Consider the following 12,130-nt stretch of genomic DNA (forward strand, 5'->3'; position numbering starts at 1 on the left):
GATCACCGCACCGTGAAGCCCTGGCTCCGGGCGTACTCGGTAATTTGCTTCTGCAGGTCGACGGCCGCCTGCTCCCCGGTCGTCTTGCCCGCGTTGATCTTCACGATCTGCGCCTGCAACTGGGCGTAGTAGTAAACAGTGAACGGGCTGTAGACCGCGCCCTTGTACGCGTTCTCGGCCGGGATGTAGACGTCTTTGTTCGCCGTCTGCCCGCCGAAGAAGTCGACCTTCGCGTTGACGAACTCGTCCGACTTCAGCACGCCCTGGTTCAGCGGGAAGATCGTCTGCGTCTTCCAGCCGTCCTCGAGCGACGCCTCGTCGGCGTAGATGCCCATCGCCACCTTGGCCGCCAGCGCCTTGTCGGCCGCCTGGCTGGTCACCGCGAACGCCGAACCACCCCAGTTCACCGACACCGGGCTGGCCGGATCCCACTGCGGCAGCGGCGCCACGGCGAACTTGCCCTTGTCCTTGCCGGCGCCCACACCCGACCCGGTCAGATAGCCCGGGGCCCAGGCGGCCGACACGTACGTCGCGTACTTGCCGCCCACCATGCCCGCGATGTAGTCGGTGGTGAACTGGTCCTCCTTGCCGACCAGGCCCTTCTTCACCAGCTCGCCCCAGTACGTAAGCACGTCCTTGGTGGCCTGGTCGTCGAGCTTGACGGTGATGTTCTGCTTGTCCGCCAGGTCGTAGACGAACGGCACCGCGCCCTTCTGGATCATCAGGGCCGTGGTCACGGCGGGCACGTTGCTGCCGAAGTCGCCGAACACGGGACCGCCAGCCGCCTTCACCTTGGCCGCCTGCTGGGCGTACTCGTCCCAGGTCTTCGGAGGCGACGTGATCCCGTACTTCTTGAAGACGTCGGTGCGATAGATCAACGCCATCGGGCCGCCGTCGACCGGGATCGCGTAGACCGCCTCACCCTGCGAGACGTCCTTCCAGGCACCCTCGCTGAAGTTCTTCTTCACGTCGTTGGCGCCGAACGGGGCCAGGTCGACCAGCGCGTCCTGAATCTCGAACCCGACCAGTTGGTCGGCCTCGAGCATGATGACGTCGGGCGCGCCCTTCTTGGCCGAGATGGCGGTCTGGAACTTCTCGTACTCGGGCTGGCCCTGACCGGCGTTCGTCCAGCACACCTGGACGTCGGTGTGCTGATTGTTGAAGTTGTCGACGACCTTGGCCATGTTCGGGTACCACGCCCACACCAGCACGCGGGGCGCGTCCTCTTTGACGATCTTGTTCGTGCAGTTGGTGGGCTTGGCGGCAGTTCCACCACTGCCGCCGCCGTCGTCATCGCTCCCGCAGGCGGACAACCCGAGGGCGAGGGTGAAGGTGGCAAGAAGGGCGACGGGGATTCTGCGCATGAGTTTCCTGGCCTCCTGAAGCGCGCCTCTCTACGCAGCGTCACCTTCCTAGGGATGACGCCGGCCGCGGGCACGCTATGGGTGGATGCCGAGGAGGGTGAGGGGAGAGCACCGCTCGCCGGGTGACAAGGGGGTTAAAGTCTGATTGCAGCGCTGCAAAAGACTATGCGCCCACCGGCCCGGCCGTGGCAAGAGGACATTCATGATCGGGAGTGATCGATGCGGGAAACTACGCTGCGCGACGTCGCCGAGCTGGCCGGCGTCTCGCCGCGCACCGTCTCCAACGTGGTCAACGGCTACGCCCGGGTCACCGACACCACCCGCGAGAAGGTCGAGCGGGCCATCGCCCAGCTCGGCTACCGCCCCAACGTGCTGGCCCGCAACCTGGCCACCGGCCGCTCCGGACAGATCGTCGTCGTGGTGCCCTATCTGGACACGCCCTACTTCTCGGAGCTGCTGCAGGCGATCATCCCGGCCGCCCGTGAGGCCGGCTACAACGTGCTGGTCGACCAGACCGACGGCGACCCGGCGCACGAGGCGTCACTGATCTCGCAGGGGGCAAGGCGGCTCCTGTTCGACGGCATGATCTTCAGTCCGCTCGGTCTCTCCCAACAAGACCTTTCCGTACGAGACCAAGCCCTCCCGCTGGTCGTGCTGGGCGAACGCACCTCGGACGGCACGTTCGACCACGTCGGCATCGACGACATTGCAGCCTCCTCCGCCGCCGTGTCGCACCTGATCGAAATCGGCCGTACGCGCATCGCCGCCATCGGCGATCAGCCGTACCCCACCGGCGAGGCGGCCCAGCTGCGCACCCGCGGCTTCCGGGCCGCCCACGCCGCCGCCGGCCGCCCGGTCGACGAGTCGCTGATCATCGGCACGGCCCGCTTCAACCGCGTCGACGGGGCGACCGCGATGGCCGCGCTGCTGGACCGGGCCGACCCGCCCGACGCCGTCTTCTGCTACAGCGACCTGGTCGCCTCGGGTGCCATCCACACGCTGCTGCAACGCGGCCTGCGGGTGCCCGAGGACGTGGCGATCATCGGCTACGACGACATCGAGGACGGGCGGTACGGGCGGCCGACCATCAGCACGATCTCGCCTGACAAGAAGGCCATCGCCCGGACCGCCGTTGACCGGCTCATGCTGCGCATCGGCAGCCCCGAGCCGGTGCCCGGCGTGGAACTGCGGGCCGCGCACCGGCTCATCCCCCGCGAAAGCACTCTCGGCCGGTCGTAGCCGCCGTCGCGTTGGTGTCGCCGTCCGGCACCATCGCTAAAGCATCCTAGGAACCTAGGTTCACATGTCTTGGGCGGAGCGGCACGGCCGACTCGGCTTGGCTCTGCACGTGCTGCCACGTCCTGGTTCGGCACGCGTCGGTTCGGCATGCGTCGGTTCGGCACGCATTGGCTTGGCTTGGCCTCACGGTTCTTTGTGCCTGGCCGCGCCGATCAGGAGGGGCCACATCGCGCTGTGGTCGCCGTAGACGCGGGCCGCAGTATCGATTTCGGACAGCCAGGCGTCTCGCTTCTCCTCGGTGGTCAGGCCCTGCGCGATGGCCAGCGGCGCGATGCTGCGGAAGGTGGCGGCCAGCATCCCGGCCGAGTCGGCGGTCGTCCCGAGGCGGCCGGTCACGTCGGTGGCGTCGGGTGCGCCGATCCCCGCCTCGGCGAACAGCGCCGGCAGCCGCATCCCCAGCCCCACGTCGCGGCCCGCCGCCGCGTACGCGCCCAGGAACACGCGCCGCCACTCGTCCAGCACCGACGACGGCGGGTAGCTGTCGACCACCCGCATGTCGTAGTCCTGCACCACCAGCACGCCGCCCGGCGCCACCCACCGCCACATGCGGCGCAGCACCGCGGCCGGGTCGCTCACGTGCAGCAGGATCAGCCGCCCGTACACGAGCTCGAACCCGCCGGCCGGCACCGCGTCGTCGTCCTTCTCGACGTCGGCCTGCACGAACGTGCCGGGGACGAGCGCGCCCAGCGTCGCGTCGACGTCGATCCCGGTGACCACTCCCCCGCGCGCTGCCATCAGCTCCATGGCCGCGCCGGTGCCGCAGCCCACGTCGAGGCACCGGTCGCCCGGCGACAGCCCGGCCCGATCCAGCAGGTGCGCCGTGGCCGGCGCCCAGACCTCGGCCTGACGGCGCAACCGCTCGTACTCCTCGGCGGTCCGCCCCATCACGTAGTTGCTCATGACTTCCCCTCAGGTGTCTCGGTGTGCCCGCGCCCCCGCGCGAGCCTCAGATGCCGGAATGCGCCCGCGCAGCCCCGCGGGAGCCTCAGGTGTCGGAATGCGCACGCGCGGCCCTGCGCGAGCGTCGGGTTTCGGGATGCGCCCGCGCAGCTCCGCGGGGGCATCAGGTGTCGGGCATGTGCCCTCAGGCTGGCCCCTGGGGTCCGGCGGGAGCATCGTGGAGGCGTTACCGAGATTTGGACGCCGCGACGATGACCGAGCTGTGCGGACGGGATGCGGAACTGGCCGAGCTGGCCGGTCGGATCGCTGTGGGCGCCGTCGCCTCGGGGCGACTGGTGATGATCGAGGGGGACGCCGGGATCGGGAAGACCGCGCTGGCCGAGGCTGCTCTCGCCGGGGCGGCCAACGCCGGCTTAACTGTGCTGCGGGCCCGCGGCAATCCGCTCGATCAGCAGTTTCCGTTCGCCGTGGCGCGGCAGGCGTTCGCGCCCTTGCAGTCGGCTCCGGGCTGGCGCCGGCTCTGCCGGGGGCCGGCCGGGCTGGCGGCCCGCGTGCTGACCACTGGTGACCCACCGCCGGCTAGCAACCCCGATGCCATGTACGCGGCCACGCACGGCCTGTTCTGCCTGACCACCGCCGTGGCTGCGCGCACCCCAGCCGTGCTGTTCGTCGACGACGCGCACTGGGCCGATCTGCCGTCGCAGCGCTGGCTGGCCGGGGTGGCCCGCCGGATCGACGGGCTGCCGCTGGCTCTGGTGCTCACCATGCGTACTGGGGAAAGGGTTCTCGGCGACCTGCTGGCCGGGGACGTCGTGACGCTCGGGCCGCTGGACGAGGCGGCGGCGGCCGACCTGATCCACGAGCGACTGCCGCACGCGACACCGGAGTTCACCGCCGCCTGCCACCGGGCCAGCGGCGGTAACCCGTTCCTGCTGTGCCACACGGACGGCTTGTGCCACACGGACGGCTTGTGCCACACGGACGGCGCTCGGGAGGTGGCGCGCTGGCTGGCGTTGCGGCTGGATCGGATGCCGGACGGCTGCGCCGCGTTCGCCACCGCCCTGGCCGTTCTGGGCTCGGCGGCCCGGCTGCGGGATGCCGCCGACCTCGCCTGCCTGGGGCTGGAACGGGCCGTCGCCTGCGCCGACGCTCTGCGCATCGCGGGGCTGGTGGCGCCGGACGAGTGGGAGCCGGCCAACCCGATGATCGCCACGGCCCTGCTGCACAACCTGGGCGGCGCCGAGCGGGCCGTCTGGCACGCCCGCGCGGCCGATCTGCTGGCCGCGCGCGGGGAGGACCCGGAACGTACGGCGGTGCACCTGCTGCGGGCCGAACCGGCCGGGCGGCCCGAGGTGGTGCGGGCGTTGCGCTCGGCGGCGGCCCGGGCCACCGGTCGCGGCGCGCCCGAGATCGCCGCCACCTATCTGAGCCGCGCGCTCGACGAGGACCCGCATCCCGACCCGGCGATCCGCCTCGAGCTGGCGCTGGCCCTGGCCGCCGTCCGCCGGGAGGGCGCCACCGCCCTCGCGCACGAGGCCGTCGCCCGCATCACCGACCCCGCGGCTCGGGCCGAGGCCGCTCTGCGCTGCGGCCGGGCCCTGGCCATCGCCGCCCACGGCGCGGCCGCCATCGCCGTGCTCCGCCTGGCGCCCGAGGACACGCCGCCGGTCACCCGGGCCCGGGTCGAGGCCGAGATCGCCGCCGCGGCCGGCCTGGACAGCCGCACCATGCCGCTGACCCACGAGTACGCCGCCCGGCAGCGCACGCAACCGTCCCCGTTGCCGTTGTGGCGAGTGATCGACGCCATCAACAACACGTTCGACGCCCAGCCGGCCGCGCGAAATCTGGACGGGTTGCGGCCCCTGCTCGAAGACGGCACCCTGGCCGCCGAGACCCGATTCCCTGCTGCCCACGCTGGCCGGCCTGACGCTGATCCTGAACGGCGAACTGGATACGGCTCGGGCCATGAGCGAGGCCGTGGCCCGCGACGCCGGGCCGCGTGGCTGGTTGAGCACGGTGGCGCACGGCCGGTTCCTGCGCTCGCTGGCCGTGCTGCCCGCCGGTCTCGTGTCCGAGGCGGTAGCCGACGGCCGGGCCGCCGTCGACTTCAAGTTGAGCTGCGACACCCCGCCCGGCGGCCTGCTGTTCGCGCTGTGCCCGCTGCTCGACGCGCTGCTCGAGGCGAACCGGCCGGACGACGCGGAAGCGTTGCTGCGCAACGATTTCCCGGGCGAGCCACCGCCGTACGCGCTCAGCAGCCCGATGTTCCTGCAGAGCCGGGCCCGGCTGCGCCAGGTTCAGGGCCGCACGAGCGATGCGGTCGCCGATCTGCGGGCGGCCGGGGCGATGTGGCGCGAGATGGGCGTACGGCATCCGGCCCTGGCCACCTGGCGGGCCGACCTGGTCGCGACCGGCACCCCGACCGGCGATCTGGCCGATGAGAACCTGCGGCTGGCCGAGTCGGCCGAGGCGCCCGGTCCACTCAGTACGGCCCTGCGTGTGAAGGCGCTGGTGGCCCCGCGCGAGCAGCGGCTTCCCCTGCTGGAGCACGCGGTCAAGGTCAGCGACGGCACGGCCGACCGGCTCGCCCACGCGCACGCGTTGATCGCCCTCGGGAGCGCGCTGCGGCGGGCCGGTCACCGCGAGGCGGCTCGCGATCCCTTGCGTACGGCGTTGAGCCTCACCGCCCCCGCCGGCGCTCACCGCGCGGCCGCCCTGGCCACCGCGGAACTGCACGCGGCCGGCGCCCGCCCCCGCCGCCCGGCCACCCACGGCCCCGAGTCGCTGACCACCGCCGAGCATCAGGTGGCCGGCCTGGCCGCGAGCGGGCTGACCAACCGCGAGATCGCCGCCCGCCTGATCCTGAGCCGCCGCACGGTCGAGACCCACCTGGCCCACGCCTACGCCAAGCTGGGCATCACCTCACGCCACGACCTGGATGCGGCGCTAGTGCGGCGAGGATGACTTCTTGCGCCGCGCCGACGGTGTCCGCGTAGGACGCCGGGTCGCGCCCGATCCGCTCGGCGCCCGCCCGCATGGCCCCGGAGAGCAGCTCCACCGTGAGCGGCACGTCCCCGGCGTCGCGGAACTCCCCGCCCGCGATGCCGTCCCGCACGACGTTCTCGACCTCGGCCACCACGGCGTTGAACGGGTTGTCCGGGCCCTTGGGCACGTCGGCCACCAGCGAGCCCGCGCCGGGGCGGAACATCGGCTGCAGGGCCTGGTCGGTCGAGGCCTTCAACACGGCTTCGACGATTGCGCGCAGACGGTCGGCGGCCGGAGCGGACCGGCGCGCGATCTCGGTGACGCCGGCCAGCATCGGGCGGCCGGCCCGCTCGGTCAGCGCCAGCACCAGCGCGCTTTTGTCCGGTGCGTAGTTGTAGAGCGTGTTGCGGGCCAGCCCGGCCCGGGCCGCGATGTGCCCCATGGTGATCGACTCGTAGTCGCGTTCGAGCAGCAACTCGCGCATCGCCTCGGCCAGACCGGCCCACACCATCTCGTGGTGCTGCTCGATGCTGGCTCCCCGGATCCGCGGCATGCCGTCATCCTGCCTGAGGCGCCAGGTGCGCGTTCTCCTGGTGGGCGACGGTGAGCTTCACGGTGCTCAAGCGCCACCCCTGCGGCGTGCGGACGGCCTCGTTGTCGTAGAAGCCGACCACCAGCCAGCGATCCGGGCTGTCCGCCGGCCAGTGCTCGGCCCGGACGTGCGCGTGGATCCGCGCCCGGTCGCCGTCGATCTCGACCGCGTGCCCCGTGATGGCGTGGTGGGTGGCGGTGAAGGGCGCGAACGAGGCGCGGAGTATTCCCACGTACTCGGGAAGCGGCAGGGTCATCGGCGGAATGTCGCCGACCGAGGAGAAGTCGAGCGTCACCGGGTCGGTCAGCACGCGCCCCGGCAAATCGGTGAATTCCTTGAGGTCGGCGATGTCGGCGTAGCGGGCGAACAACTCGATGATCTCGGCACGATCGTCCATGGCTGGATCCTCTCTTGGCGACAACCTGTCGCAAAGATTACGACGGGTTGTCGTCAAAATCCAGGAGAGAACGGCGCCGAGCTGTTCGTGGACGGCGGCTACATCGCCTGCTGAGCCGCTACGGCGTCAGCAGCGCCTCGTTGGCCAGGAACAACGGGATGGCCCGGGCGGGTTGGGGCACCGCGTAGTGGAAGCCCATCCCCTGCCGGTAGCCGAGATCGTGCAGCATGGCCGCCTGCGGGGCGCCCTCCACGGCCTTGGCCACCGCGGTGATGCCCAGCTCGGCCGCCAGCCCGGCGATGGCCCGGGCCACGGCGGCCTGCCGGGGCGAGGTGATGATCTGCTCGGTGATCGAGCCGTGCAGCTTGATGACGTCGATCGGCGCCGAGGCCAGGGCCCGCAGCGAGGCCGGTCCGGCGCCGAAGTCGTCCAGCGACACCCGTACGCCGGAATCGCGCACGGCCCGCAACGTGCGCACGACCGCCTCCTCGGCCAGGGCCTGCTCGGTCACCTCGATGATCAGCCGGTCGGGCGCGGTGACCGTGCGGGCCACCTCCTCGGCAAAGCCGGGCTCGCGCAGCTGATGGGCCGAGACATTGACGTACGTCTCGGGCCAGTCAGCCTCCTGCTGGCGGCACGCCTCGGCCAGCATCCAGCGCCCCAGCGGGACGATGAGCCCGCTGCGCTCGGCGATCGGGATGAAGTCGCCCGGCATGATCGGCCCCCGGGCCGGGTGCTGCCAGCGGGCCAGCGCCTCCAGACCGGTCAGCGACCCCTCGCCGAGCCGGACGATCGGCTGGTAGACCAGTTCGAGCTGCCCGCCGGCGACCGCGTCGTGCAGGCCCTCGAGCAGCGTCGCCTGGTCGAGGAAGCGGGCCTTCATGCCCGACTCGTAGGGCACGGGCCGCCCGTGACCGCGGGACTTGGCCGTGCGCAACGCCATCTCGGCCTTGCTCAGCAAGGCGGAACCGTTGTCGCCGGGGGCGCCGTGGGCGACGCCGAGGCTGGCCCGCGCCGAGACGGGACGCCCGCCGGAGTCGATCGGGCCGGCCAGGGCCACCCGGACCCGCTCGGCCAGCTCCTGCAGTTCAGGCGCCGAGATCTCCGGCGCCAGCACGGCGTACCGGTCCCCGCCGAGCCGCCCGACGATGCCGGTGTCACCCACGGCTTTGCGCAGTTCGACGGCCACGGCGGCCAGGATGCGGTCGCCCGCCTCGTAGCCGAGCACGTCGTTGACGCTGGCGAAGTCGTCCAGGTCGACGGCCAGCACGCCCGGTGGGGTGCCTCGCTGGAGCCCTTCGGCGGCCTCGTCGAGCCGGCGCAGGAACGCCGCCCGGTCCGCCAGATCGGTGCCGGTCACAAAGCTCCGATCGGCACCCGGCCCGGCCGGCTTAGCGGGCGGCCGCGGTGAGCAGGCCGGACTCGATCTCCTCGGCGGTGACCGGGCGCCCGAACAGGAACCCCTGGGCCAGCGAGTAGCCGGCCTCGTGCAGGCGCTGCGCCTGGTCCTCGGTCTCGACGCCCTCGGCCACCGCCTCCATGCGCAGACCGTTGGTGAACCCGATCAGGTGCTCGACGATGACCGCGCCCGCCTGGCCGGCGGCCTCGCCGCTCACGAACGACTTGTCCACCTTGAGCACGTCGACCGGCACGGTGAGCAGCAGCGACAGCGAGCTCTGCCCGGTGCCGAAGTCGTCCAGGGCGACCCGCAGCCCCCGCTCACGCAGCTCCCGCACCGCCTCCAGGGGCGCGCCGGCCCCGAGAACGGCCGTCTCGGTGACCTCCAGCAGCAGGCGGTCGCGGTCGACCCCCGTACGGGCGAGAATGTCCTCGACCTCGGCCACGAACCCCGGCTCGGCGAGCTGGCGGGCCGACACGTTGATGCTCACCTTGGCCGGGGCCCGCTCGCCGTAGCGGTGCTGCCACAGCGCGGCCTGGCGGGACGCGTTCTCGAGCACCCAGCGGCCGATGTCGACGATCCGGCCGGTGCGCTCGGCCAGCGGCACGAAGACGTCCGGCGGCACCAGCCCCAGCGTCGGGTGGCGCCAGCGCAGCAGCACCTCGACCCCCGTCGGACGGCCCGAGGGCAGCTCGACGATGGGCTGGAAGAGCAGGAACATCTCGTCCCGGAGCAGGGCCAGGTCGAGGTCGTCGCCGAGCCGGGCCTCCTCCTGCGCCTGCTCGTCGTGGGCGGCGTCGAACCACTGCCACCGGTCGCCGCCGGCCGCCTTCGCCGCGTACATCGCCACGTCGGCCCGCCGCAGCAGGTCGCCGGGGGTGTCGCCGGGCCGGGCGGTGGTCACGCCGATGCTGGCCACGCCGCGCACGGGCGCGCCGGCCAGGCCGGGCGGCTCGCGCAGGGCGGCCAGCACCCGGTTCAGGATCTCCTCGACGTGCACGGGCTCCAGGTCGCGCAGCACGATCGCGAACTCGTCGCCGCCGAGGCGGGCCACGATGCCCTGCGGGCCGGCGACCGCGCGCAGCCGGCGGCTGACCAGCACCAGCAGCTCGTCGCCGGTGTGGTGGCCGTGCCGGTCGTTGACGTTCTTGAAGTCGTCCATGTCGAGCAGGGCCACGTGCACCGGGGCCCGGCCGCCGATCAGCAGGCCGGTCGCCTCCTCGAACAGGGCGCGGTTGCCGACGCCGGTGAGCGGGTCGTGGGTGGCCTGGTGCGAGAGGCGGTCCTGGTAGTCGCGCAGCTGCGTGAGGTTAGCGTCAACCGTGGTCAGCAGGCGGCGGTTCTCTATCAACGCGTACACCTGGCGGGCCATGACCATAACGGTGAGCAGGGCGGTGGCGATGCGCACGGCCGGGTCGCCACCGCCGGTGGACAGCAGCAGGCCGATCATGGCCAGCACGGCGAGGTACGGGACGACGCTGAGGCGCTGGTGCGACCGGGGCAGAGAGGCGCGCCCGCCGCCGCGCAGCTGCTGTCCGGCGGCCAGGATCATGCCGAGCGAGCCGATCGGCACGGCGGCGAAGCTCGAGGACAGGTACGGGTGCTCGCCCAGGAACGGGGTCAGGCCGCCGAACAAGGCGCTGAGCGCGGCGCCGCCCGCCAGCAGGTGCAGGGCCCGGCGGTCGATCCGGCCGGCGCCGGCCAGGGCGACCTTGAGGAACGTGACGACGGCGACGAAGCCGACGGCCACCATCACGAGCACCGCGCCCGTCGAACCGGACGCCGTCACCCACTCCTGGTTGCCACGGATCGAGAACTGCCAGACGAAGGCGGCCCCGGCCACCAGCACCACCCACGCGTCGAGGGTGAACCGCACCCAGTCGCCGCGGGTGCGCTGCCACGACGGCAGCCGCAGAAGGGCCCAGATGACCACGCCCATGACGGACAGGTAGAGCACCATCGAGACGGAGCCGATCCGCTGCGACGGCTGGGGGCCACCGAGCGCGTCGAAGGCGTTCGAGACCGTGCCCGCGCCGAACAGCGCAGCGGCCAGGGCCAGGCTGCGCCAGAACCGCCGCGTCGCCGGGTCGAGTTTCCGCGACCGTGCGGCCGACAGGCACGCGTACCCGGCCAGGGCCGCCCCGGCCGGGAGCGGGAGCCAACCCAGGACGGGATACGACCACTCGTGGCCGAGCCCGATCAGAAGCCACACCGCGTCGGCCACGACGAGCGCCGCCCCGCCGAGCGCGAGGGCGTTCCGCTTCGCCTGCTCCATCGTCCTGCCTCCGGTCGGTCACGGCCCTTTGCGGGACCTCCCATCGGCGGCGCTTGCGCGGTCTCAAGGCAATGCGCCGGAAAACTCGAGAACCCTTACCTGGTCCCGGCCGGTGCCGATCTGCCCGGTTGTGGAATCAAGGCGCCGGCTGACCCCGGACCCCGTGCTGGCCGGCCTGACCGTCTTCAGCCTGGCCCTGGTCTGGTGGTTCCTGGCCGGCCCGGGCGGGGCTCGGGTCTCGTGGGCGGTGCAGACCGGCCTCGACGTGACCATCGCCGTCGCCTCGTGGCGGCTGGTCCGGCAGAACGCCGGTAAAAGGCACGCCCGGCGGTTCTGGCTGGCCGTCTTCGTCACCGGCGTGTGCTGCGCGCTCGGCGACGGCTACCAGACGGTTCTCACCCTCCTCGACAGCTCGGCCGGGCACCGCCCGAGCGTCGTCCAGACCGCTTTCGTCGTGGCCGGAATGCTGACCGTGGTGCTGGCCATGGTGTTCCACCCGCTCGGCGGCACCGGCCGGCAGCGGCTGCGGCTGTGGCTGGACGCGGCGACCGTGCTGGCCGGCGTGGCCGTCTTCCTCTGGTACTTCCTGCTGGCCGGCGCCGTCACCGAAGGCAACCGGGCCGAGGTGTTCGGCGCCGCCGCCACCTCGGCCGTCATGCTGCTGATCACGGTCGGCCTGCTCAAGCTCATGCTGGGCGGCACCGCGCCCTTCGCCCGCCTGCCCGGGATCGTGGCCAGCATCGGTGTGACCGGCACGGCCGTGGCCGCCTCGACCGTGACCCTGGTGACGGGCAACGACGACCCCGGCGTCATCTACGTGTCCCAGCTGCTGCCGTGCCTGCTCATGCCGGTCGGCCTGCGCCTGCAGTACCTGCACATGCGGCGGGCCGCCCCCCCGCCCCCCGCGCCGGCCCCCGCC

9 protein-coding genes and 1 pseudogene are annotated in these 12,130 nt (G+C 72.4%); 4 read left to right on the plus strand and 6 right to left on the minus strand.

Going from position 1 to position 12,130, the window contains the following annotated elements:
- Nucleotides 1-2: 2 nt before the first annotated feature.
- A complete protein-coding gene (locus tag OWR29_RS40800; protein ID WP_267568952.1) occupies nucleotides 3-1,364 on the minus strand; it encodes an extracellular solute-binding protein in 1,362 nt (453 codons plus the stop codon).
- A gap of 219 nt (nucleotides 1,365-1,583) precedes the next feature.
- On the opposite strand from OWR29_RS40800, the gene OWR29_RS40805 reads away from it, so the two are divergent.
- Complete coding sequence (locus tag OWR29_RS40805; RefSeq protein WP_267568953.1) at nucleotides 1,584-2,603, plus strand: LacI family DNA-binding transcriptional regulator; 1,020 nt, start codon at nucleotides 1,584-1,586, stop codon at nucleotides 2,601-2,603.
- A gap of 183 nt (nucleotides 2,604-2,786) precedes the next feature.
- Here OWR29_RS40805 and OWR29_RS40810 read toward each other — a convergent pair whose 3' ends face one another.
- A complete protein-coding gene (locus OWR29_RS40810) occupies nucleotides 2,787-3,563 on the minus strand; it encodes a class I SAM-dependent methyltransferase (RefSeq protein WP_267568954.1) in 777 nt (258 codons plus the stop codon).
- A gap of 251 nt (nucleotides 3,564-3,814) precedes the next feature.
- On the opposite strand from OWR29_RS40810, the gene OWR29_RS40815 reads away from it, so the two are divergent.
- Both OWR29_RS40815 and OWR29_RS40820 read left to right on the plus strand, forming a co-directional pair.
- The gene (locus OWR29_RS40815) at nucleotides 3,815-6,004 is read left to right on the plus strand and encodes an AAA family ATPase (RefSeq protein ID WP_267568955.1); all 2,190 of its coding nucleotides are present in this window, start codon (nucleotides 3,815-3,817) and stop codon (nucleotides 6,002-6,004) included.
- Nucleotides 5,922-6,527 carry a helix-turn-helix transcriptional regulator gene (locus OWR29_RS40820; protein WP_267568956.1) on the plus strand — a complete coding sequence of 202 codons (606 nt, stop codon included), beginning with the start codon at nucleotides 5,922-5,924 and terminating at the stop codon, nucleotides 6,525-6,527. The genes OWR29_RS40815 and OWR29_RS40820 overlap by 83 nt, the downstream gene beginning before the upstream one ends.
- Here the strand turns inward: OWR29_RS40820 and OWR29_RS40825 are convergent.
- From OWR29_RS40825 to OWR29_RS40840, 4 genes are all read right to left on the minus strand, one after another.
- Nucleotides 6,481-7,101 (minus strand): TetR/AcrR family transcriptional regulator, encoded by a 621-nt coding sequence (locus OWR29_RS40825; RefSeq protein ID WP_267568957.1) that lies wholly within the window; start codon nucleotides 7,099-7,101, stop codon nucleotides 6,481-6,483. The two genes, OWR29_RS40820 and OWR29_RS40825, sit on opposite strands and share 47 nt — an antisense overlap.
- A gap of 4 nt (nucleotides 7,102-7,105) precedes the next feature.
- Nucleotides 7,106-7,537 carry a nuclear transport factor 2 family protein gene (locus OWR29_RS40830; RefSeq protein WP_267568958.1) on the minus strand — a complete coding sequence of 144 codons (432 nt, stop codon included), beginning with the start codon at nucleotides 7,535-7,537 and terminating at the stop codon, nucleotides 7,106-7,108.
- A gap of 118 nt (nucleotides 7,538-7,655) precedes the next feature.
- Nucleotides 7,656-8,897 (minus strand): putative bifunctional diguanylate cyclase/phosphodiesterase, encoded by a 1,242-nt coding sequence (locus OWR29_RS40835; protein ID WP_267568959.1) that lies wholly within the window; start codon nucleotides 8,895-8,897, stop codon nucleotides 7,656-7,658.
- Between the two features lie 31 nt (nucleotides 8,898-8,928).
- The gene (locus OWR29_RS40840) at nucleotides 8,929-11,211 is read right to left on the minus strand and encodes a putative bifunctional diguanylate cyclase/phosphodiesterase (protein ID WP_267568960.1); all 2,283 of its coding nucleotides are present in this window, start codon (nucleotides 11,209-11,211) and stop codon (nucleotides 8,929-8,931) included.
- Nucleotides 11,212-11,341: 130 nt separating this feature from the next.
- Between OWR29_RS40840 and OWR29_RS40845 the strand changes: the two are divergent.
- Nucleotides 11,342-12,130, plus strand: a pseudogene (locus OWR29_RS40845) (hypothetical protein); the annotation flags it as partial.

This window comes from Paractinoplanes pyxinae (assembly GCF_026626335.1).
Lineage (GTDB): Bacteria > Actinomycetota > Actinomycetes > Mycobacteriales > Micromonosporaceae > Actinoplanes > Actinoplanes pyxinae.